The 22,540-nt window shown below is 71.1% G+C and carries 14 protein-coding genes; 12 read left to right on the top strand and 2 right to left on the bottom strand.

Translation table 11 applies throughout. The features are described 5' to 3' along the window. Window positions 1–23 precede the first annotated feature (23 nt). The 8 genes from GWK16_RS10340 (at window position 24) to GWK16_RS10305 (ending at window position 13,770) form a co-directional block, all read left to right on the top strand. The gene (locus GWK16_RS10340) at window positions 24–1,190 is read left to right on the top strand and encodes a hypothetical protein (protein ID WP_170053835.1); all 1,167 of its coding nucleotides are present in this window, start codon (window positions 24–26) and stop codon (window positions 1,188–1,190) included. A 109-nt stretch (window positions 1,191–1,299) separates the two neighbouring features. Next, window positions 1,300–4,263 (top strand): virulence factor SrfB, encoded by a 2,964-nt coding sequence (locus GWK16_RS10335; RefSeq protein WP_170053897.1) that lies wholly within the window; start codon window positions 1,300–1,302, stop codon window positions 4,261–4,263. Further along, window positions 4,260–6,857 (top strand): virulence factor SrfC family protein, encoded by a 2,598-nt coding sequence (locus GWK16_RS10330; RefSeq protein WP_170053896.1) that lies wholly within the window; start codon window positions 4,260–4,262, stop codon window positions 6,855–6,857. Before GWK16_RS10335 ends, GWK16_RS10330 begins: the two co-directional genes overlap by 4 nt. Further along, the gene (locus GWK16_RS25550; protein WP_170053895.1) at window positions 6,854–7,939 is read left to right on the top strand and encodes a hypothetical protein; all 1,086 of its coding nucleotides are present in this window, start codon (window positions 6,854–6,856) and stop codon (window positions 7,937–7,939) included. The genes GWK16_RS10330 and GWK16_RS25550 overlap by 4 nt, the downstream gene beginning before the upstream one ends. Next, the gene (locus GWK16_RS10320; protein WP_170053894.1) at window positions 7,936–9,834 is read left to right on the top strand and encodes a vWA domain-containing protein; all 1,899 of its coding nucleotides are present in this window, start codon (window positions 7,936–7,938) and stop codon (window positions 9,832–9,834) included. Before GWK16_RS25550 ends, GWK16_RS10320 begins: the two co-directional genes overlap by 4 nt. 139 nt (window positions 9,835–9,973) lie before the next feature. Further along, entirely contained in the window at window positions 9,974–10,708 is a 735-nt protein-coding gene (locus tag GWK16_RS10315) for an ABC transporter ATP-binding protein (RefSeq protein WP_338144456.1), read from the top strand. Continuing rightward, window positions 10,708–11,892: a lipoprotein ABC transporter permease gene (locus GWK16_RS10310; RefSeq protein ID WP_170053893.1), complete on the top strand. Its 1,185-nt coding sequence runs from the start codon at window positions 10,708–10,710 to the stop codon at window positions 11,890–11,892. The genes GWK16_RS10315 and GWK16_RS10310 overlap by 1 nt, the downstream gene beginning before the upstream one ends. A 3-nt stretch (window positions 11,893–11,895) precedes the next feature. Beyond that, on the top strand, window positions 11,896–13,770 hold the full coding sequence (locus GWK16_RS10305; protein WP_170053892.1) for an SUMF1/EgtB/PvdO family nonheme iron enzyme: 1,875 nt from the start codon (window positions 11,896–11,898) through the stop codon (window positions 13,768–13,770). On the opposite strand, the gene GWK16_RS10300 is transcribed toward GWK16_RS10305, so the two are convergent. Further along, window positions 13,771–14,556, bottom strand: coding sequence for an SDR family NAD(P)-dependent oxidoreductase (locus GWK16_RS10300; RefSeq protein ID WP_170053891.1), 786 nt, complete (start codon window positions 14,554–14,556; stop codon window positions 13,771–13,773). 160 nt (window positions 14,557–14,716) lie between these two features. Here GWK16_RS10300 and GWK16_RS25700 point away from each other — a divergent pair, with 160 nt between their 5' ends. From GWK16_RS25700 to GWK16_RS10280, 4 genes are read left to right on the top strand one after another with little or no spacing between them, the layout of a single operon-like run. After that, window positions 14,717–16,786, top strand: coding sequence for a 3-hydroxyacyl-CoA dehydrogenase NAD-binding domain-containing protein (locus tag GWK16_RS25700; protein WP_170053890.1), 2,070 nt, complete (start codon window positions 14,717–14,719; stop codon window positions 16,784–16,786). Between the two features lie 25 nt (window positions 16,787–16,811). Beyond that, the gene (locus GWK16_RS10290) at window positions 16,812–18,020 is read left to right on the top strand and encodes an acyl-CoA dehydrogenase family protein (RefSeq protein WP_170053889.1); all 1,209 of its coding nucleotides are present in this window, start codon (window positions 16,812–16,814) and stop codon (window positions 18,018–18,020) included. Window positions 18,021–18,025: 5 nt separating this feature from the next. After that, window positions 18,026–19,168: an acyl-CoA dehydrogenase family protein gene (locus GWK16_RS10285; protein WP_170053888.1), complete on the top strand. Its 1,143-nt coding sequence runs from the start codon at window positions 18,026–18,028 to the stop codon at window positions 19,166–19,168. Between the two features lie 54 nt (window positions 19,169–19,222). Next, window positions 19,223–20,119, top strand: a complete 897-nt coding sequence (locus GWK16_RS10280; protein WP_170053887.1) for a ketopantoate reductase family protein — start codon at window positions 19,223–19,225, stop codon at window positions 20,117–20,119. Window positions 20,120–20,158: 39 nt separating this feature from the next. Here GWK16_RS10280 and GWK16_RS10275 read toward each other — a convergent pair whose 3' ends face one another. Beyond that, a complete protein-coding gene (locus GWK16_RS10275) occupies window positions 20,159–22,495 on the bottom strand; it encodes a xanthine dehydrogenase family protein molybdopterin-binding subunit (RefSeq protein WP_170053886.1) in 2,337 nt (778 codons plus the stop codon). Window positions 22,496–22,540 lie beyond the last annotated feature (45 nt).

Genomic DNA, 22,540 nt, shown 5'->3' with positions numbered 1-22,540 from the left:
TGTCTGAATCGGAGCGGTCGGCCATGATTCGCCTCATCGCCACGCGCCAGCAGGATCTCCGCCCGCTGCTGCCGATGCCGCTGGCCGAGGCCTACGCTGCTCTCCAGGCTGAGGCCGGGCGGATCTCGCCCGCCCATGCCGCACTCTTCGCGCAGCCGGTGCCCGAGGATGGCGGCATCGCCTGGGGCGCCGAGGGCGCGCGCATGGCGCGCTATGCCGATATCGACGCTGCGTCCCGCGCCGCGCTGACGGCCGAGGCCGGGCGCATCCTGTCCGACCTGCGGCGCGAGGCCGAGCGCCAGGGCGCGAGCGGGGGCGGCGTTCTCGCGCGGCTGTGGCCGGCGATCGCGGAAATCCCCTCCTTCGACATGGTCTTTGCCGTCGACGGGCGGCCGGTGCTCGCGGGTTGGGGGCATGTCGGGGCGGCCTCGCCGGGCGCGCTCGGGCTGCTCGCGCGGTTCGATGACGGCGTGCACTGGGCGCCGGCGCCGCGGAAGCCCTGGGGGGTCTGGGCGCTGACGCTCGGGGCATTGGCGCTGCTGGCGCTGCTCGCCGGGCTGCTGGGGCCGTTGCTCGCCTGGCGCTTCCTGACGCCGCCGCAGGCCGCCTGCGTCGCGGCGCAGGGCGATCTCGAGGCCCTGGCCCGCCTCGTCGAGACCGAACGCGGCGAGCGCGACCTGCGGACCGAGCTCGCGCGGCTCGAGGAGGAACTCGGCCGCCGGCGCCTGGCCTGTCCGATCCCGCGCGCCCCCGAGCCCCCGCCGCCGCGTCCGCCGGAACCCCAGCCCCAGCCGCCGCCGCGGCCCGAGGAGCCCCTGCCGCCCCCGCCGCCGGAACCCCCGCCGCCGCCGCCCGAGCCGCCGCAGCCGCCGCCGACCCCGCCGCCGGGGACGGAGCCCTGCAACGTCGACACCCAGTCGGGCGGCGCCGGCGAGACGCGCACGCGGCACTTCCTCGGTCCCAACGCGGGCCCGGTCACGGTCGATTACGACACCCAGACCGTGCCCGACAGCATCGAGGTCCGCTATCGCGGCCGGGTGCTGGCGCGCACGCCGGGCATGGTCAGCGGCCGCGGGCGGATCGGCTTCAACTGGCAGCCCCAGGGCGGCGACTACGTGGTGGAGGTGGTCGTCATCGGCCCCTTCGCGAACACCCGCTGGCGGTATCGCCTGAACTGCCCGGTGCATTGATGCGGCACCGGAGCGAGAACGTTGGATTGGTGCGCGCAGGGGCGCGCAACGCCGGATTGGCGCGCTGCGCTGCGCTGCGGCACACTCCGCGGCAAGGATAGCCATGTCCATGAGCAGCACGACCACCGCCGGCCTGATCAGCCTGGTGCCTTCCTCGGGCATCCAGTTCCTCGACATCGACTTCGACATCGACCGGCTGCCGCGCGGGTCCCGCACCTTCTGGGAAGAACAGCTGCGCGAGCAGGTGGACCACGAGGGCAAGTCGCCCGCGATCCTGCGGGTGCTGGAACAGGACGAGGACGGCAACCTCGCCGATCCCGTGACGCGCCAGGTGCCGCCGCCGGAGGAGACCTACGCCATCTCCCGCGCCCAGGCGCTGGAGCCCTTCCTGAACAAATGGGTGCCGCTGCCCTATTTCCGCGTCCATGCCCGCGGCGCGGACGGGAAGGAAGTCTATGACCGCGGCCCGTCCAACTGGGCCCGCGCCTATGTCGCCGAGAAGCCGGTCCGCGACCCGGACGGGCGGTCGCACCGGCTCGTGTTGGCGATCGACACCGCGCTGATGCCGCGCACGCCGGAACGGCCCTATGTCGCCCCGGCGCCGGAGGACAGCGCGCGGCAGCAGGAATTCGCCCCAGTCTTCAGCCATGCCGAGAACGCCTGGTTCCTGAACGAGGCCTGGGTCGGGCAGTGGCTCGAGGAAGGCTTCCGCGAACTGCGCCAGGCGCAGCGCGGCGGGCGGCCGCTGCGGCCCGAGGACTTCCCCCATGCCTGCGAGCACTGGGCCCGTTACCTGGGCTTCCTGGGGCTGCTCGAGGGGATCGGCATCCTGCCGCGGGTGCGGCTGGTCGACGTCGTCTCGGACAACCGTGGCTATGCGCCGATCAATGTCGACCTGGTTCTCGACATCGGCAATTCGCGCACCTGTGGCGTGCTGGTGGAGGAGAGCCAGGACGCGCCGTCGCTGAACAATTCCCAGGTGCTGGCGCTGCGTGACCTGTCGCGGCCCGAGCAGACCTATGCGCGGCCCTTCGAGAGCCGGGTGGAATTCGCCGTCGGCTCCTTCGGGCGCGATGCGATTTCCCGCCGGTCGGGGCGCGCGAATGCCTTCCGCTGGCCGTCGCCGGTGCGCGTCGGGCCGGAGGCGATGCGCCTCGCCGCCGCGACGCAGGGCAATGAGGGCGCGACGGGGATTTCGAGCCCTAAGCGGTACCTGTGGGACCGGCGCCCGAATGTGCAGGGCTGGCGGTTCAATGGGCGGGCGTCCGACGGCGTGACGACGGAACCGCCGGTGTCGGGCCCCTTCATGGCGCATGTGACCGAGACGGGCGAGGCGCTGCGCATGCTGCGCGGCCGCGGGCAGCCGGCGGTGCGGGCGCGCTTCTCGCGGTCATCCATGTTCACCTTCCTGCTGACCGAGTTGCTGATGCAGGCGGTGAGCCAGATCAACGCGCCGGCGACGCGCGCCGCGCGCCGCTTCGCCGACGTACCGCGGCGGTTGCGCCGCGTGATCCTCACCCTGCCGCCGGCCATGCCGCTCGCCGAGCAGAAGATCCTGCGCGAACGGGCCGAGGGCGCGATCAAGCTCGCTTGGGACCTGCTCGGCTGGACCGAGGCCGGGCCAACCGCGCCGCCCGAACCGCGCGTGCTGCTGAACCTCGACGAGGCGACCGCGACGCAGGTGGTCTGGCTCTATACCGAGATCACCCAGCGCCTGCAGGGCGATGCGCAGGGCATGTTCGAGCTTGCCGGTCGCGTCCGGCCGGAGCGCGGGCCGAACCCGTGCCTGCGCGTCGCGTCGATCGACATCGGCGGCGGCACCACGGACCTGATGGTCGTGACCTGGTCGGTCGAGAACCGCGACACCATCGTCCCGCGCCAGGAATTCCGCGAAGGCTTCAAGATCGCGGGCGACGAGGTGCTGGAAGGGCTCATCACGCACCTCGTGCTGCCGCAGGTCGCCGACACGCTGCGCGCGGCGGGGATGAGCGATCCGAACGCCTTCCTGCGCCAGACGTTGGGCGGGGATCGCGGCGGGCAGTCGGAGGTGGAACGCCACCTGCGCCGCCAATTCGTTGGCCAGGTGCTGGAACCCGTCGGCCTCGGCGTGCTGCACGCCTATGAGCGCATCGAAGGCCGCCAGATGGGCGAGGTGTTCCGCTCGACCATCCGCGCGGTTCTGGATGCGGAACCGCAGCCGGCCAATCCCCGCGCGGTCGCCTTCTTCGAGACCGCAGCGCGCCAGGCCGGGGCACATGGCTTCTCGATCGCTGACGTCGAGGTCTCGGCCGATGTGCGCCGCGTCGAGGCGGTGATCCAGGCGACGCTCGGCCCGGTGCTGGCCGACCTCTGCGAGGTCGTGTGGCACTACGATTGCGACGTGCTGCTGCTCTCGGGCCGGCCGTCGCGGTTGCGGGCGGTGACGGACATCGTGCTGGCGAAGTCCCCAGTGCCGCCGCACCGCATGATCGGCATGCATCGCTACGCCGTCGGCGGTTGGTATCCCTTCCGTGACGCCAATGCGCGGATCGAGGATCCCAAGACCAGTGCCGCGGTCGGCGCGATGCTCTGCGCGCTGGCGGAAGGGCGGCTTGAATCCTTCCTGATGCGGACCTCGCAACTGGCGATGAAATCCACCGCGCGCTTCATCGGGCGGATGGAGATCTCCGGCCAGATCCGCGAACAGGGCGTGCTGCTGTCGGAGGTGGACCTCGAGAAGCGGCCGAACCCCGGGGATGGCGTGGAGTTCACCATGACCTTCGCCGCGCCGACCTTCCTCGGCTTCCGGCAACTGCCGATCGAGCGCTGGCCGGCGACGCCGCTCTACGCCCTGGAATTCGCCAACCCTGAAAGCGTTCCTCGCATGGCCCTGCCGCTTCGGGTGAAGATCCGCCGTGCCGACATGGACCCGGACGCGCCGGGCCAGGAGGAGAAGCGCGAGGATTTCCGCGTCGAGGAGATCGAGGATTCGGAAGGCACCGCGCTGCGCCGCACCGATGTGGAGATCAGGCTGCAGACGATGAAGTCCGAGGCAGGCTACTGGCGCGACACCGGCGTGGTGGGGCTGGCATGAGGCTCGACGCCAGCAACGACGCGGCGCTCGCCGCTTCCGCCCGCGGCACCGCCGAGGCTGCTTCCGAGGCCGTCGCCTGGCTTGCCGACAACCGCGCCCAGGTGCGGGAGGAAGCGCAGGCCATCGCGCGCGACTTCCGCAAGTTCGCCCGTCGCGCCCGCAAGCTGGAAGCCGCGGCCGAACGGCCGATGTGCGTCGCGGTGTTCGGGCCGTCCCAGTCCGGCAAGTCCTACCTGATCTCGGCCCTGGCGCGGCGAGGGCAGGAGCCGGTGACGGCGATGTTCGAGGGCCGCGCGCTGGACTTCGTGCGCGACATCAACCCCGAGGGCGGGCAGGAGGCGACGGGCCTCGTCACCCGCTTCACGCTGCGCCCGCCGTCCACGCTGCCCGGCAATCCCGTCGCGCTGCGGCTGCTGTCGCAGACCGACGTCATCAAGATCCTCGGCAACACCTTCCTCGAGGATTTCGATCCGGCCGAGGTCGACATTCCCTCCCCGGAACTCGTGCAGTCGCACTGCGCGCGCTTCGCCGGGCGCGCGGGTGGGGAGGCGATCGACCGCCTGACCGAGGACGACGTCGACGACCTGCGCGAGTATTTCGAAGGCCTGTTCCGCGGCCATCCGCTGGTGCCCGGCCTGGGGTCCGCCTTCTGGGCGCAGGCGGCGTCCATCGCGCCGCGCCTGCCGGTCGCGGAGCGGGCGGCCTTCTTCTCGATCCTGTGGAACGGGCATGAGGCCTTCACCTCGGCTGCGCGCGAATTGCTGACGGCGCTTGCCGCCCTCGACTTCCCCGACGAGGCCTTTGCACCGCTGGAAGCCCTCTCGCCACGCGAGACCTCGATCATCGACGTCCGCACGCTCGGCATGCTCGGCGATCCGGCGGACGGGAAGCTCGCGGTGCGGACGCGGTCCGGCCGCCAGGCGATGCTGCCGCGTGCCGCGCTCGCCGCGCTGGTCGCCGAATTGACCATCGCGCTGCGCGACAAGCCCTGGGACTTCTTCGAGGTCACCGACCTGCTCGACTTCCCCGGCGCGCGGTCGCGCGAGAAGCTGACGCAGCCGGGGCGGTTCCTTGCGGACCGCGGCAAGCTGCCGGGGCTCTTCCTGCGCGGCAAGGTCGCCTACCTCTACCAGCGCTACTGCGCGGAGCAGGAGATCACCTCCATGCTCCTCTGCATCGGCCCGTCCAACCAGGAAGTCCGCACCCTGCCGCGGATGATCAAGGATTGGGTGGACGGCACGCTCGGCGTGACGCCGGAGGAGCGGGCGCGGCACCGCAATGCGCTGTTCCTGGTGCTGACGAAGTTCGACACGGAGTTCGAGGAAAAGAAGGGCGCAACGGAGGGCACCGGCAGCCGCTGGACCATCCGGCTCAACGCCTCGCTGCTCGACTTCTTCGGCAAGGAATACGACTGGCCGCGCAACTGGGCGGCCGGAAGGCCCTTCGACAATACCTACTGGCTGCGCAATCCCAACGTCGCGGCGAAGCACATCCTCGACTACGACGAGCATGGCCGTGAGGCCGCGCCGCGCGCGTCGGAGGCCGCGCGCATCGCCCGGCTGCGCGAGGAGTTCGTCTCCAACGACGATTGCCGCCGCCACTTCGCCGATGCCGAGCGTGCCTGGGATGCGGCGATGACGCTGAACGACGGCGGCATCTCCTTCCTTGCCGAAAGCCTCCGCCCGGTCTGCGATCCCGCCATCAAGCGCACCCAGATCGCCGCGCGGCTCGAGGCGCTGCGGACGGACATGGCCGGGCGTCTCGCGCCCTATTGGCATTCGGGGGACCTGCAGGCGGAACTCGCCAAGCGGCGGGAGGAGGCACGGGTGGTCAGCCGGGCCCTCGTCGCCTGCGCGACCGCTCAGGCCTTCGGGCGGCTGATCCGCAGCCTGCAGGTGACGCCGGAGGAACTGACCTCCGCCTGGTGGCGCATGCAGACCGAACCGGCCGAGGAGGCTCCCGTCGGCGCCCGCGCCGGGGAGGAGGACTACCTCGCCGAGCTCGGCGACCTGGTGGCGCCAGCCGCGCAGGGCGAGCACCGCGCGCGCGACGCCTTCGAACGCTATGCCGACATGGCCGTCGCGGAGTGGATGGAGAAGATGCACCGCGCCGCGGCGGAACCCGAGACGGCGGAGCAACTGAAGCTGCCGCGCGATGCCGCCACGGCGCTGGTCGCGCAGCTCGGCGCGGGCGCGCGGCGCACCGGTCTGTCGGCGCGCATCGCCCAGCGCCTGCGGGAAGCGGCCTCCTATCGCCAGAAGCTCAGCGAGAGCGCCTCCAAGCCCGTCATGGTCGCGGAGGGCCTGGTGAATCGCTACGTGCACACGCTGGGCTATGCGGACATGCCTGCGGACCAGCGCCCGCGTGCCGGGCGCACCGACCGCCCGATCTTCGCGCCGCGGCCGCCAGTGAACGGGATGCCGCATCTCGGTGCGCAGCCCGAACCCTACGACAAGCAGTTTCACGTCGACTGGATCAGCGCCTTCTCGCGCCTCGCGGAGGAGAACGTTACCGCGCCGGGCGGGCAGGAGGTCGACGTGGCGCAGAATGCGCGCCTCGGGAAGATCCTGGGCGCGCTCGGCCAGGCGGCATGACCAACGTCCTCGCCGCCGCGGATCCCGCCCATCCGGAGGGGGGGCACGCCATCCTCCTTCTCCAGGGGGTGATGGATCCGCCGGCGGATGCGCGCTTCCGCATCCTGCGCGAGGGCTGGTCCAAGGGGACGCTCGGCCCCGATGGGTGGCAGGTGGGCGATGCGCTGCTGAACCCGGATCGGGTGGAGGCGTCGCCGCAGGGCCTGCGGCTCTACCTCGGGCCGCGCGTCGTCGATTGGCTGGAAGCGGGGCCGGTGCAGTTCCGCCTGCCGGGCGCTGGGATCAGCGCGCCACTGTTCTGGCCGGACGTGCCGCCGCTGCATGGCGGCAGCGGGCATACCATCGCCGAGCCACCGCCGCCGCGTCCCGCAGCGCCGCCACCCCCACGCCCGGCGCCGGTGATCGAGGATGCGGACGCCACCATCGCCGTCGCGCCACGGCCCTTGGCACCGCCGCCTCCGCCGCCGCCTCTTTCGGTGCCGCAGCCCGCGGCAGCGTCGAAGGCGTCCGTTCTGCCTTGGGCGCTGCTCCTGCTGCTTCTCCTCGCTGCGGCAGGAGGCGGTGCCTATTGGTGGTTCGTGGTGCGCGAACAGCCCGCGCCGCCCGCACCTGTCGATCCGATCGAGGTCGCGCCCGAACCGCTGAACCGCGAGCCGCCCCCGCCATTGCCGCCGGTGCGTCCGCAGGCCGAGCCCGGGGGGCCGGAAAGCCTCGATGGCCTGGCGGTGCCCGAAGTGATCGCCCGCGCCACATCGCCCGCCGCGATCGCCGAGCAGGCGGCGCGACGCTACCAGGCCGGACAGTTCGACGACGCATTGCTGCTGTGGGAAGCGGCGGCGCGGGCGGGCAACGCGGCTTCGCTGGCGCGGCTGGCCGGTCTCTACGACCCGGTCGGCTTCCAGCCGGGCCGGCCCTTCCGCGACCCCGATCCGCGCCAGGCTGCCCGACTGTACCGCGATGCCGTGGCCGGCGGCGATGCGGCTGCGGCCGAACCGCGTGCGCGGCTGCGCCGCTGGCTCGACGACCGGGCGCGGGAAGGGGACCTCAACGCGCCGCTCACGATCAGGGATTTCTGGCAATGACGCCGCGCCGCCTGCTCCTGCTCGGTTCCGCTGCGCTGATGCCGATCCTGGCCCAGGCGCAACCGGCGCGCCGCCTGCCGCTGCTGATCCCGGGCAAGACGACGCTGTATCAGCGCGTGATCCTGCGCCCCGGCGCGACGCTGCATGCCCAGCCGAACGCGTCGCAGGGCCGGCCCGTCGCGGGTTTCTCGGTCGTGCATGTCTATGGGCGGCGCGACGGCTGGATCGAGATCGGCCGCGAGGCCGATGGCCGCATCGAGGGCTGGGTGCGCGAGGACCGCGCCATCGACTGGCGTCACACCATGGTCGGCGCCTTCACCAATCCGGCCGGCCGCGAGCGCACCATGTTCCTGCGCGACGGGAACACGCTGCGCGGGCTGCTGGCCGCGCCCGACATGACGCAGCAGGCGGTCGCGCTGCGTGCCGCGGCGGGGCAGCCCGGCAGTCCGGTCGTGGCGCTGGAGCCCGAGACCTACGTCGACATCCAGCGCAACTTCTACCTGCTGCCGATCCTCGAGGCCGAAACGGTGCAGCGTCGCGACGGCACGCAGATGCGGATGCTGGAGGTGATCTCGGCGCCGGCGGAACTGCGCCAGGCGCCGCAGCAGGCCGATCCGTCCCGCCTGCGGGACTTCCGCGGCGGCATCGTCTTCGTGATCGACACCACCGTGTCGATGCAGCCCTATATCGATCGCACGCGCGATGCGATCCGCCGCATCATGGCGCGCATCGGCGACACGGCGGTGCGCGACAATTTCCGCTTCGGCATGGTTGCCTATCGCGCCGACATCTCGCAGCGGCCGCAGCTGGAATACGTGACGCGCCTGGTGGCATCGCCCGACCTGTCGCAGCCGCCGCAGGCGATCCTGCCGGCGCTGGAAACGGTGCGCGCGGCGACGGCTTCGACCGAGCGCTTCGACGAGGATGCGATCGCCGGGCTGCGCGTCGCCATCGACCAGGTGGACTGGTCGGCCTTCGGCGGGCGCTACGTCATCCTCATCACCGATGCCGGCGCGCTCGATGCGACGGATCCGAAGTCGCAGACGCGGCTCGGCATCGCCGAGATCAAGGCGCTGGCCGATGCGCGCGGCGTCGCACTCTTCGCGATCCACCTGCAGACGCCGGAAGGGCGGTCCAATCACGCCCACGCCCGCGCGCAATACACGGAACTGACGCGCTACGGCGCGGCGGGGTCGCTGTATTTCCCGGTGGAAGGCGGCAGCCCGCAGGCCTTCGAGCGCGTGGTGAACGGCCTGACCAACGCGCTGTTCCGCCAGGTGGCGGATACGGTCGGCCGCCCGATCGGCGGTGTCGAGCCCGCGCGCACGCCCGAAGCCGAGCGCATCGCGCAGCAGGTCGAGATCGTCGGCACGGCGATGCGGCTTGCCTATCTCGGGCGGGAAGGGGGGACGACGGCGCCGGACGTGGTGCGATCCTTCACCACCGACCGCGACCTGCGCGACCCGACGCTCGCCGCGCTCGACGTGCGGGTGCTGCTGACGCGCAACCAGTTGTCCGACCTGTCGCAGGCGCTGACGCGCATCCTCGATGCGGGGCTCGCGGGGCGGACCGATCCGCGGTCCTTCTTCGGCCAGTTGCGGGCGGCTTTCGCGGCGACGGCGCGCGATCCGGCGCGGCTCGGCAACCTTGCGCGCGTCGGGCAGGCGCTGGGCGAGTATCTCGACGGGCTGCCCTATCAGAGTCAGGTCATGGAATTGACCGAGCAGGAATGGCTTTCGATGGGCGCAGCCGCGCAGCGCGAGCTCATCAACGGCATCGAAGCGAAGCTGCGCCTCTATCAGGAATTCGCTGCGCGGCCGGACCTGTGGGTGACGCTGGACGGGCGGCCGGGCGGGGAGGCCTTTTTTCCCGTGCCGCTCGAATCCCTGCCGTGACGCGATCTTGCGCGCCTCAGGCGCCGGCGCCGCCATTCGGCGGCTTGGTTGGCGCCCCGGACGCAGCAGGCGGTTGGGGCGCAGTCGCGCTTTGCGCTCCCGGCTCGCGGCAGGGTCGCGAGCCGCGGGGGACAGCCCCGTGACTTTGTTGCTCTCCCTGCGCGGCGTGCGGCGGGCCTATCGGGGGGATGCGGCGCCCTTCGCGCTCGAGGTCCCGGCCTTCGACCTGGCGGAAGGCGAGGTTCTGGCGCTCGCCGGCCCCTCGGGCAGCGGCAAGTCGACGCTGCTGATGATGCTGGCGCTCGCCGCGCCGCCCGATGCTGCGGAGCGCTTCGACTTCGCCGGGCAGGACATCGCGCGGCATTGGAAGTTGGGGCGCGGCGACGCGCTCGCCGACCTGCGCGCGCGCCGCATCGGCGTGGTGCCGCAGACCGGCGGGCTGCTGCCCTTCCTGACCGTCGAGGCGAATATCGGGCTGACGCAACGCATCGCCGGGCGAACCGATGCGGATCGCGTCCGGCTGCTGGCGGAGGAACTCGGCATCGCGGCGCAGCTGCGCAAGCGGCCGGCGGAACTCTCGGTCGGGCAGCGGCAGCGGGCGGCGATCGCCCGTGCGCTGGCGCATCGGCCGGCGCTGGTGCTGGCGGATGAGCCCACGGCCTCGGTGCATCCGGAACTCGCCGATGCCGTGCTGACCCTGCTGAAGCGCGAATGCGCGGCGGCGGGGGCGGCGCTGCTGGTGGCGACGCATGACCCGGCGCGGGCCGAGCGTCTCGGCTATCCGGTGCTGGCCTGCCGGACGCATGCGCCGGGGGCGGATGGCATCGCGCGGTCGGTGTTCGAACGCGTGCTCGACATCGCCGAGGCGGCGTGATGATCCTGCGCCTCGCGCTCGCCGACCTGCGGCACGAACGGGTGCTCTTCCTGTGCTCGGCGCTCGGTTGCGCGGCGGTGCTCGCGCCGCTCATCGTGCTGTTCGGGCTGCGCCAGGGCGTGGTGGCGGGGTTGCGGGCGGAACTGCTCGAGGACCCGCGCGCGCGGGAGATCGTCTCGGTCGTCAACCGCACGCTGGAACCCGAGGTGCTGGCGCGCATCGCCGCCGATCCGCGTGTCGCCTTCATGGTGCCGCGGACGCGCGCGCTCTCGGCCACGATCGTGCTGGAGAACCCGTCCCGTCCGGGCGGCGGACTGCGCGTGGAATTGCTGCCGACCGGGCAGGGCGACCCCCTGCTGCCGGGGCTGAGCGTGATCGACATGGATGAACTGGTGGTCTCGGCGACGGCGCTGCAGCGACTGGGGCTGAATGTGGGGGATGCGGTGCTCGCTTCCGTGGCACGCAGCCAGGGTGGGGTGCGGGAGGTGCTGACCCTGCCGATGCGCGTCGGCGGCGTCGCGCCGCTGACGGCGGCGACGCGTGATGCGGCTTTCGCGACCCTCCCGGTGCTGGTGCTGACGGAGGATTTCCTCGACGGCAGCGCGGCGACCGATGCTCGGCCCGATGCGAGCCTGCCGCCACGCCCCTTCGCGGGCTTCCGCCTGCATGCGGCGCGGCTGGACGACGTGCCTGCCTTGGACCGCGAACTCCGCCTGTCGGGCATCGAGGTCGCCTCGCGCGCCGAGGCGGTGGCGGGGCTGTTGCGGCTCGACCGCAACCTCGCGCTGCTGTTTCTCGCCATCGCGGGGGCAGGCGGCGCAGGATACCTGGTGAGCCTTGGCGTCGGGCTTTGGGCGCAGGTGGAACGCAAGCGGCGGGACCTAGCGCTCTTGTCGCTGCTGGGATTGCGGCGGCGTGGGCTGCTGATGATGCCGCTGCTGCAGGCGGCGGCGGTCGCGCTGGCGGGCGCGTTGCTCGCCTTCGCGATTGCCGCGTCCGTCGCGACCGTCCTCAATCGCGCCTTCGCCGGCACGGTCACGGGCGATCGACCGGTCTGCCTGCTGACCGCGCAGATGGGCGTGGCGGCGGCGGGCGTGACGCTGGCGGGCGCGCTGGTCGCGGCGATGCTCGCCGGGCTGCGCGCTGCCGCGGTGCCGCCCGCCGAAGGCCTGGCGGAGGGCTGAGGGATGCGCGTCACACTCGCTGCCCTGCTCGCGCTTCTTGCGACCCCGGCCGTGGCCCAGGCGCCCTGGCCGGACGACTTCACCAATCCCCGCGCGGCGGATGGCGACCTGGTGCTGCCGATGCCCTGCGGCGGCGCGATGGCCTTCCGCCCCGTTCAGACGCCGGCCGGGCCCGGCGCGCTCGACGATCGGCCGGTGACGCTCGGCACCACCGACCCTGCCGGCGGCATCGCTGAGTTCGCCCGACGCGAGTCCGTCGCCGGGCCCTTCCAGGGACAGGGGCAGCAGGGCGCGATCTACTGGCTCGGCAAATACGAGGTGACGCGCGACCAGTATGCGGCGGTGATGGAGCCCAACTGCCCGACGCCCTCGGCCACCGGTCGGCTGCCGGCGGCCACGCTGTCCTGGTTCGACGCCGTCGCCTTCACGCAGCGCTACACGACCTGGCTGATGGCCAATGCGCGGCCCCGGTTGCCGCAGGCGGACGGCACCCCCGCCTTCGTCCGCCTGCCGACCGAGGAGGAATGGGAATACGCCGCGCGCGGTGGTGCCGCGGTGAGCGAGCTCGACTTCCTCGCCCGCACCTTCCCGATGCCGGAGGGCAGCGGGCGCTATGCCTGGTTCCAGGGGCCGCGCTCGGCCTCGGGCCGCGCGCAACCCGTGGGCATGCTGGAACCCAATCCGCTCGGTCTGCACGACATGCTCGGCAATGTGGGGGAGATGGTGCTCGAGCCCTTCCGCGCCGTGCGCGTCGGGCGGCTGCACGGCCAGGCCGGCGGCGTGGTGGTGAAGGGCGGCGACTTCCGCACGCCGGAGGCCTCGCTGCGATCCTCCCTGCGGATCGAGATACCGCCCTTCGATGCGACGGACGGCCAGGCGACGCGGCTGGCTTCGGTCGGCTTCCGCGTCGTGCTCGCCTCCCACGTCACGACCAGCCTGCGCCGCGCCGAGGCGCTGAACCGCGCCTTCGAGGAAGAGAGCCGGGCCAGCGGAACCGAGGCGGAGAACGCCCGCCGCCAGATCGCCGCCCTGCGCGAAGGCGCCGATCCGCGCCTGCGCCAGGGCCTCGATCGTCTCGAGGCCGGGCTGATGGCGGCCGAGCGCGCGCGGCTCGAGCAGGAACGCGCAGGCATCCGGGCGCAGTTGGAAGGGGCTGCGGTGCTCGGGCGATCGGCCGTGCTGTCGCAGCGGAGGCTCGACGGATTCCAGGCGCTGCTGGATGGCGCCGACGTGGTCCAGGCCAGCCCCGAGATGCGCACCAACTGGGCCCGCGCGGCCGAGGGGCTGCGGGTCGAACGGGAACTTGCCATCGACGGCTATGCGCGGATCGTCGCGGACCTGGGCCGCACCGCCGACCGCGCGACGCTCGCGACCGAGGCCGCGGTGGTCGGGCGCGAGACCGAGGCGCGCGGCGTGCCCGAGCTCCGGCCCTACCTCGATATCGCCGCGCGCCATGCGGCGGATTCGCGCGACAGCGGATTGCCGCCGCGCGATCGGATGCGGGAGGAGGTGCTCGCCGCCGGCCGTGGCATTGCGCCGCCGCAAGCCAGCGCGCCCGCCCCGCCGGCGCAGCCCCAGCGCCCGGCGACCACGCCCGCGACGCCGCAGCGTCCTGCCACGCCCCCGGCGGCCCCGCCCGTCGCGGCCGTGCCGCCGCCGCCGCCCCCGCCGCCCGTCACCGCGGATCCGGAACCGCCCCTGAGCCGGCCGTCACAGGCCTCCCAGTCGCAGCGCCCGCCCGTGACGCCGCCGCGCCAGCCGGCGCAGCCCCCCGCGCCGCCGCGCGAGGGTCAGGGCATCAGCGTGAAGCCGCCGATCCAGCGCGGCGGCCCCTCGCAGACCTACGACCAGTCCGGCAAGCCGCTCGGCTTCCGCTGATCACTCGTCGTCGGAGCGCGAGGGCGGTCCGGCCAGCACGCCGCCGTCGATCACGATGGTCTGGCCGGTCATGAAGGACCCCGCTGCGGAGGCGAGGAAGACGGCCGCGCCCGCGATCTCGTCCGGTTCGCCGATGCGCTTCAGCGGCGTGTCCTTGGTGCGCTTCTTGTAGATGCCGGGATCCTCCCACAGCGCGCGGGCGAAGTCGGTGCGGATCAGGCCCGGCGCGATGGCATTCGCGCGCACGTTCCGCGGGCCCCATTCGACGGCGAGGTTGCGCACGAGCTGCATGTCGGCGGCCTTGGAGATGGCATAGGCACCGAGCACCGGCGAGCCGCGGAAGCCGCCGATCGACGAGACGATGATGATCGACCCGCCGCCACGCTCGGCCATGCCCGGCGCGGTCATGTGCGCGAGCCAGAGGTTCGACTTGATGTTGGACGCCATGATCTTGTCGAAGATCTCGTCCGGCATCGTCACGGCCGGGCCGAAATGCGGGTTGATCGCGGCGTTGCAGACCATGACGTCGACCTGGCCCCAGGCCGTGATGGTCTGGTCCACCAGCGCCTGGCATTCGTTCTTGCGGCCGATGTTGCAGGCGATGGCCATGGCGGTGCCGCCCTTGGCCTTGATGGCGTCCACGACTTCCTGGCAGGCCTCGACCTTGCGGGAGGAGACGACGACCTTCGCCCCCTGTTCGGCCATGCGTTCGCAGATGGCGCGGCCGATACCGCGGCTGCCGCCGGTGACGATGGCGACCTTGCCGGTCAGGTCAAAGAGGGACATGCATTTCGCTCCCGATGGTCTTGCGTGGGGCGCAGCGCAGCATGCGCGGGCCGCGTGGGCAACAGGCCGCGGCGTGCTTGCCGTCCGGCCGGTTCTGCCGGACACTTAACTTCAACAAGGGCCGGGCAGGCCCGCAGTCAGTTTCGAGGGAGTGACGCCCGTGTCCGATTTCGTCCAGCATGTGGCCCAGGGCGACGTGCATGTCCTGCGGCTGAACAATCCGCCGGTGAACACCCTGCGGACGGAGATCCGCGCGGGCCTTCTCGCCGGCGTGAACGCGGCGAAGGCGGCCGGCGCGAAGGCGGTGGTGCTGATCGGCACGGGCCGCATGTTCTGCGCCGGGGCCGAGATGACCGAATTCGGCAAGCCGCGGCAGCCTCCTTCGCTGACCGAGGTGTTCGACGCCATCGAGGGCTTTCCCGGCATCGTCGTCGCCGCGATCCACGGCTCGGCGCTGGGCGGGGGACTGGAACTCGCGCTCGCCTGCCATGCGCGCGTGGGGGTGGCGGGTGCCCAGGTCGGACTGCCGGAGGTGAAGCGCGGCTTCGTACCCGGCGCAGGCGGCACGCAGCGCCTGCCGCGCATGATCGGGCCCGAGGCGGCGGCGAAGATCATCGTCAGCGGCGACCCGATCAAGGCGACCGAGGCGCACAAGCTCGGCTTCATCGATGCGATCATCGAGGGCGACCTCGAGGCCGGCGCGTTGGCCTGGGCCAAGGCCAATGTCGGCAAGACATTCACCCTGGCGCGCAATCGGACCGACAAGATCAGCGGGCAGGACCCGGCGGCCTATGATGCGGTCGTCGCAGGGCTGCTCAAGCGCACGCGCGGGCAGGAAAGCCCGAAGGGCTGCGCGGAGGCCGTGCGCGCCTCCTTCACCATGCCCTTCGACCAGGGTCTGCAGAAGGAGCGGGACCTGTTCTCGACCCTGGTGGCAGGCGAGCAGTCCAAGGCGCTGCGCCACATCTTCTTCGGCGAGCGCGAGGTGCTGCGCATCCCGGGCATGCCGGAAGACGCGAAGTCGCTGCCGGTCGAGCGCCTGGTGGTGATCGGTGGCGGCACCATGGGCGGCGGCATCGCGATGAGCGCGGCCAACAACGGCGTGCCGGTGACCATCGTCGAGATGAGCGAGGAGGCGCTGCAGAAGGGGCTCGCGCGCTGCCACGCCAACTGGGAACGCACGGTGTCGAGCGGCCGCCTGTCGCAGGCGGAATACGAGAAGCGCAAGGCGCTGCTGACCGGCAGCACGGATTTCGAAGGCACCGTCGCGAAGGCCGACCTCGTGATCGAGGCGGTCTTCGAGAACATGGAGGTCAAGAAACAGGTCTTCGCGCGGCTCGACAAGGCAGCGCGGCCAGGCGTGGTGCTGGCGTCCAACACCTCCACGCTGTCGATCGACGAGATCGCGTCCGCGACGACGCGTCCCGAACTCGTCGTGGGGATGCACTTCTTCTCGCCGGCCAATGTGATGCGGCTGCTGGAGAACGTGCGCGGGGCGAAGTCGTCCTGGACGACGATCGCGACCGCGACGGAGTTCGGCAAGCGCATCGGCAAGCTGCCGGTGCTGGTGGGCAACTGCGACGGCTTCGTCGGCAACCGCATGACCGGCAAGCGCACGCCGCAGGTCGAGAAGCTGCTGCTGGAAGGCTGCCTGCCGCAGGACATCGACAAGGTGATGGAAGGCTACGGCATGGCGATGGGGCCGCTCGCGACGGGCGACCTCGCCGGCCTCGACATCGGGGCCGCGGTGCGCAAGGCGCGCGGGACGGTGGCGCCGGTCGCGGATGCCGTGGTGGCGCTGGGCCGCTTCGGGCAGAAGACCGGCAAGGGCTGGTACATGTACGACGAGAAGCGCAACCGCCTGCCGGACCCGGAGGTGGAGCGGATCATCCTCGAGGTCGCGGAGAAGATGCAGGTGCGCCGGCGCAAGATCTCCGACGAGGAGATCCTCGACCGCATGCTGCTGCCGATGGTGAACGAGGGCGCGCGCATCCTCGAGGAAGGCGTCGCCTACCGGCCGATCGATATCGACGTGATCTTCATCAACGGCTTCGGTTGGCCGGCCTTCCGCGGCGGGCCGATGTTCTGGGCCGATACGCAGGGGCTGAAGACGGTGCGCGACAAGCTCGCGAAGTACGCCGAGGCGACGAACGACGCCAACCTGAAGCCCACGGCGCTGATCGAGAAGCTGGCGGCCGAAGGCGGGACCTTCGCCGGCATGGGCCGCTGACAGAGTTCGAACGGGAGAGACGAGGATGGAACTCCGCTTCACCGAAGAGGAACGCGCCTTCCGCCAGGAAGTGCGCGACTGGATCGACGCCAACCTGCCGGCCGAGACGCGCGAGCGCATGGCCTCCGGCCGCACGCCCACCAAGGCGATGCAGGTGGACTGGCAGAAGCGGCTCTACGAGAAGGGCTGGGCGGTGCCGCACTGGCCCGTCGAGTGGGGCGGCCAGCCCTGGTCGGCGATCAAGCGCTTCATCCTGAGCGAGGAAATCCAGTCGACGCCGGCGCCATCGCCGCTGGGCTTCAACTGCAACATGCTCGGGCCGGTGCTGATCGCCTTCGGGACGGAGGAGCAGAAGAAGTTCTTCCTGCCGAAGCTCGCGAGCCTCGACCTGTGGTTCTGCCAGGGATTCTCGGAGCCCGGCGCGGGGTCGGACCTCGCCAGCCTCAAGACGCGCGCGGTGCGCGAAGGTGACCATTACGTCGTCAACGGCCAGAAGACCTGGACGACGCTCGCGCAGCACGCGGACTGGATCTTCCTGCTGGTGCGCTCCGATCCGGGGGCGGCGAAGCAGCAGGAAGGGATCTCCTTCCTCCTGGTGGACATGAAGACGCCCGGCATCACCGTGCGGCCGATCATCACCATCGACGGCGCGCATGAGGTGAACGAGGTCTTCTTCGACGACGTGAAGGTGCCGGTGGCGAACCTGGTCGGCACGGAGAATCGCGGCTGGGATTGCGCGAAGTTCCTGCTGTCCAACGAGCGCACCGGCCAGGCGCGCGTGGGTGCGTCCAAGGAACGCATCCGCCGTCTGAAGCTGATCGCCAAGGAAGCCCCGGGTGGTGCGCGGCCGGTGATGGAAGATCCGCGCTTCCGCTCGCGCCTGACGGATGTCGAGGTGCAGCTCAAGGCGCTGGAGATGACGACGCTGCGCGTGCTCGCGGACGAGAACCGCGCGCTCAGCCAGCGCAAGCCGAACCCGGCGTCCTCGGTGCTGAAGATCCGCGGGACGGAGCTGCAGCAGGCGATCTCGGAACTCTATGTGATGGCGGCCGGGCCCTATGGCCTCGCGGCCCCGAACGATCCGGAAGCCGATGGGCGCAACGAGCCCGACGTGGCGGCGGATTGGCAGACGCTCGCGCAGGCGACCTACTTCAACTGGCGCAAGCAGAGCATCTACGGCGGATCCACCGAGATCCAGAAGAACATCATGGCCAAAGCGTTCCTGGGGCTCTGAGACACATGGATTTCGATCTTTCCGACGACCAGCGCCTTCTGCAGGACAGCCTGGCGAAGCTGCTGAAGGACAAGTACGGCTTCGAGCAGCGCAAGGGCTACATCAAGTCCGAGACCGGCTGGTCGCGCGAGGTCTGGGCGGCCTATGCGGAGCTCGGCCTGCTCGGCATGCCCTTCGCCGAGGAGGATGGCGGCCTTGGCTATGGCACCGTCGAGACCATGATCGTCATGGAGCAGATGGGCCGGTCGCTGACGCTCGAGCCCTTCGTCTCGACCGTCGTCATGGGCGGCGGCTTCCTGCGCCATGGCGCGACCGCGGAGCAACGGGCGGCGATGGTGCCGCAGATCGCGGAGGGCAAGCTGCTGCTCGCCTTCGCGCATACCGAACCGCAGTCCCGCTTCGACCTGAACGACGTGGCGACCACGGCGAAGAAGGATGGCGCCGGCTGGGTGATCGACGGCCGCAAGGGCGTCGTCGTGCATGGCGATACGGCGGATCAGCTGATCGTCACCGCGCGCATCTCGGGCGGCCGGCGCGACCGCGACGGCATCGGCGTCTTCCTGGTGCCGGCGACGGCGCAGGGCGTGACGCGGCGGGGCTTCGGCACCTCGGATGGGCAGCGCGCGGCGGACATCACCTTCGACAACGTGAAGGTGGGTGCGGAGGCCGAACTCAAGGGCGGCCTCGCGCTGGTCGAGCAGGTGGCCGACGAGACCATGGCCGCGCTGGCGGCCGAGGCCGTGGGCTGCATGGAGGCCGCGAAGGACCTGACGGTCGACTACCTGAAGACGCGCAAGCAGTTCGGGCGTCCGATCGGCTCCTTCCAGTCGCTGCAGCACCGCGCGGCGGAGATGATGGTCTGCCTCGAGCAGGCGCGCTCCATGGCGATGCTGGCGGCGATGATGGCGGGCGAGAAGGATGCCGCCGAACGTCGTCGCCAGATGCGGGCCGTGAAGATCGAGGTGGGCCGCAATGCCCGTTTCGTCGGCCAGCAGACCGTGCAGATGCATGGCGGCATCGCCATGACGATGGAGTATGCCGGCGGCCACTACCTGAAGCGGCTGACGGTCATCGAGAACATGTTCGGCGACATGGACCACCACCTCGCGGCGCTGAGCGAGGAAGGTGGGGTGTTCCTCGCCGCCTGAGGACTGACGCGGGGGAGGGCAGCCTCCCCCGCATCTCCAAGAGAGGTATGGCCCATGAAGGTCGCCGTGATGGGCGCCGGCGCGATCGGCTGCTTCTATGGCGGCCTGCTGGCGCGGGCGGGCGCAGCGGTGACGCTGGTCGGGCGCGCGCAGCATGTCGATGCCGTCCGCGAGCGCGGGCTGCTGGTCGAGATGGGTGGCGAGACGCATGTCGTGCCGGTCGGCGCCACGACGTCGGCGAATGGCGTGGCCGGTGCCGAACTGGTGCTGTTCTGCGTGAAGTCCGGTGACACGGAGGTGGTGGGCGCGGAGATGGCCCCGCATCTCGCGCACGATGCGACGATCCTGAGTTTCCAGAACGGCGTCGACAATGCCGCGCGCCTTGGCGCGGTGCTGGGGCGCCTGGTCGTGCCGGTGGCCGTCTATGTCGCGACGGACATGGCGGGACCTGGCCATGTGCGGCACCACGGGCGCGGCGATCTGCTGATCGGTCCGTCCGCGCGTGGCGCGGAGATCCTGACGCTGTTCGCCGCGGCCGGAATTTCCGCGCGCGTGTCCGAGGATGCGATCGGCGCGCTGTGGGGGAAGCTTGTCGTCAATTGCGCCTACAACGCGCTCTCGGCGCTGACGCGGATGCCCTACGGCCGGATGATCCGGCAGGATGGGGTCGAGGCGGTGATGCGCGATGTCGTCGCGGAATGCCGCGCGGTCGCTGCGGCATCCGGCGTGGCGCTCGCGCCGGATATCCTGGATGCGGTGCTTGGGCTGGCGGCGATGATGCCCGATCAGTTCTCCTCCACGGCGCAGGATCTGCGCCGTGGCAAGCCGACCGAGATCGACCACCTCAACGGCTTCGTCGTCCGTAGGGGTGCGGAGCTCGGCGTCCCGACCCCCGCCAACCGCGTCCTGCTGACGCTGGTGAAGGCTGCCGAAAAAGCCAAAGAAGGTTGAGGGGGTGCGGGGGAGAAGTTCCCTTCTCCCCCGCCTCTCTCAGCGAAGCGCCTGCGCCGCCGCCCAGACCTTCTCGGGCGTCGCCGGCATGTCGATGTGCTGCCCGCCCAGCGCGTCCGAGATCGCGTTCATCACGGCGGGCAGCGACCCCGCGCAGCCCGCCTCGCCGCAACCCTTGGCGCCGAGGGGGTTGGTCTTGCAGGGATCGGGCGCGCTCTCGAAGCCGAAGGAGGGCAGATCGTCCGCGCGCGGCAGGCCGTAATCCATGTAGGAGCCGGTCAGGAGCTGCCCGTCCTCGGAATAGGCGACGCGTTCGATCAGGGCCTGACCGATGCCCTGGACGATGCCGCCATGCGCCTGGCCTTCGACCAGCAGGGGGTTCACGATCACGCCGAAGTCGTTGACCGAGAGGTAGCGGTCGATCTTCACGTGCCCGGTGTCGGGGTCGATCTCGACCTCGCAGATGTGGCAGCCATTCGGAAAGGCCATCGGCGCCTGGTCGTAGACGGTGCGGCTGTCGAGCTCGTTCGGAACGTCCTGGGGCAGGGGTCCGATCTCGCGGATCCTGGCAGCGAGTTCCATGATGCCGATGCCGCGGTCGGTGCCGGCGATGGTGAAGCGGCCCTGCGCGAATTCGATGTCCTCGGCGGCGGCTTCGAGGACGAAGCCCGCGGCCTTCCGCCCCTTCTCGATGACGATATCCGCGGCCTGCAGGATGGCGGCACCGGAGGCCATGAGAGACTTCGACCCGCCGGTACCGCCGCCGGCGATGAGCCGATCGGAATCACCCTGGACGAGGCGGATCTTGTCGAAGGGCACGCCGAGCTTCGCATGCAGCACCTGCGCGAAGGGTGTCCAGTGCCCCTGGCCGTAGTCGAGCGTACCGGTGACGATGGTGACGGTGCCGTCGGCCTCGAAGACCAGCTCGCCCTGTTCCTTCATCGGTGGGGCGGTGCATTCGAGGAAGTTGCCGAGGCCACGCCCGCGCAGCAGGCCACGCTTCGCACTTTCGGCCTTGCGCGCCGCGAAGCCGTTCCAGTCGGCTGCCTCCAGCGCGTGGTCGAGCAGGGCGGAGAAGGCGCCGGAATCGTAGACGGAACCGGACGCGGCGTTGAAGGGGAACTGCTCCGGCTTGATGTGGTTGAGCTTGCGCAGCGCGATCGGGTCGCGGCCGGTCTCGCGGGCCGCGGTCTCGATCAGCCTCTCCATGAAGTAGTTGCCCTCGGGGCGGCCGGCGCCGCGATAGGCGGAGATCGGGGTGGTGTTGGTGACGACGTTCTTCGTCTCCACCAGCAGCAGCGGCGTCGCGTAGTTGGACTGGATGTTCTTCGAGAAGTTGCCCGTGCCCATCAGGTTGCCGACGGTCGACAGGTAGCCGCCCATGTTGCCGTAGGAGACGAGCTTCACGGCGAGGAAGCGGCCCTCGGCATCGAGGGCGAGGGAGGCCTCGGTCTCGTGGTCGCGGCCGTGGCAGTCCGAGAGGAAGGAGCCCGTGCGCTCATCCGTCCATTTCACCGGCCGGCCCAGCACCTTCGCCGCGTGCAGCACGCAGGTGTATTCGGGGTAGGCGCTGGCCTTCATGCCGAAGGACCCGCCGACATTGCCGGTGAGGATGCGGACCTTCTCGACCGGCACCTTCAGGATGTCGTTGGCCATCTGGTTGCGCAGGCCGAAGACGCCCTGGCTGCCGACGCGCAGGATGTAGCGGCCCTCGGCGGCATCCCATTCGCCGATCGCGCTGCGCGGTTCCATGGCGCAGACCACGATGCGGTTGTTGCGGATGTTCAGCGTCGTGACATGCGCGGCCTTGGCGAAGGCCTCGGCGACCTTGTCGGCATCGCCGTAGCGGAAGTCGAGCACGACGTTGCCGGGGATGTGGTCATACAGCTGCGGCGCGCCGGGCGCGGCGGCGGCCGCGGCATCGGTCACGGCCTCGACCGGATCGATGTCCATCTCGACCATCTCGGCCGCGTCCTTGGCCTGGGCCTTGGTCTCGGCGACGACGAAGGCGACGGGATCGCCGACCCAGCGCACCTTGTCGGCGGCGAGCGGCCCGCGGTCGATGTTGATGAGCGGGCTGCCATCCTTGTTCTTGAGCGGCAGGACGGAGCGCATCGGGCCGTACGCGGCCAGGTCGGCGGCGGTGAAGACGCCGAGCACACCGGGCATCGCCTTCGCCGCCTCGGTGCCGATGCGGTTGATGACGCCATGCGCATAGGGGCTGCGCACCATGACGCACCAAGCCTGGCCCTCGACCGAGATGTCGTCGGTGTAGCGGCCGCGGCCCTGCAGCAGGGTCGGGTCCTCCTGGCGCGGCACGGGCTGGCCGATCCCGAACTTCATCATGGTGGGATCAGCCAGGTTCGTATCGGGCATGGGGGCCTCAGGGCGACGTGTCAGGGATGCCCTAGAGGTTAGGCG

The organism is Neoroseomonas marina (assembly GCF_012927745.1).
Taxonomy (GTDB): Bacteria; Pseudomonadota; Alphaproteobacteria; order Acetobacterales; family Acetobacteraceae; genus Neoroseomonas; species Neoroseomonas marina.
This window is presented reverse-complemented; position numbering and strand designations above follow the sequence as displayed.

Bases quoted from the DNA above. Each gene is read 5' to 3' on its own strand.
- GWK16_RS10340 (WP_170053835.1), top strand. From the start codon at position 24: ATGATTCGCCTCATCGCCACGCGCCAGCAGGATCTCCGCCCGCTGCTG.
- GWK16_RS10335 (WP_170053897.1), top strand. From the start codon at position 1,300: ATGAGCAGCACGACCACCGCCGGCCTGATCAGCCTGGTGCCTTCCTCG.
- GWK16_RS10330 (WP_170053896.1), top strand. From the start codon at position 4,260: ATGAGGCTCGACGCCAGCAACGACGCGGCGCTCGCCGCTTCCGCCCGC.
- GWK16_RS25550 (WP_170053895.1), top strand. From the start codon at position 6,854: ATGACCAACGTCCTCGCCGCCGCGGATCCCGCCCATCCGGAGGGGGGG.
- GWK16_RS10320 (WP_170053894.1), top strand. From the start codon at position 7,936: ATGACGCCGCGCCGCCTGCTCCTGCTCGGTTCCGCTGCGCTGATGCCG.
- GWK16_RS10310 (WP_170053893.1), top strand. From the start codon at position 10,708: ATGATCCTGCGCCTCGCGCTCGCCGACCTGCGGCACGAACGGGTGCTC.
- GWK16_RS10305 (WP_170053892.1), top strand. From the start codon at position 11,896: ATGCGCGTCACACTCGCTGCCCTGCTCGCGCTTCTTGCGACCCCGGCC.
- GWK16_RS10300 (WP_170053891.1), bottom strand. From the start codon at position 14,556: ATGTCCCTCTTTGACCTGACCGGCAAGGTCGCCATCGTCACCGGCGGC.
- GWK16_RS10290 (WP_170053889.1), top strand. From the start codon at position 16,812: ATGGAACTCCGCTTCACCGAAGAGGAACGCGCCTTCCGCCAGGAAGTG.
- GWK16_RS10285 (WP_170053888.1), top strand. From the start codon at position 18,026: ATGGATTTCGATCTTTCCGACGACCAGCGCCTTCTGCAGGACAGCCTG.
- GWK16_RS10280 (WP_170053887.1), top strand. From the start codon at position 19,223: ATGAAGGTCGCCGTGATGGGCGCCGGCGCGATCGGCTGCTTCTATGGC.
- GWK16_RS10275 (WP_170053886.1), bottom strand. From the start codon at position 22,495: ATGCCCGATACGAACCTGGCTGATCCCACCATGATGAAGTTCGGGATC.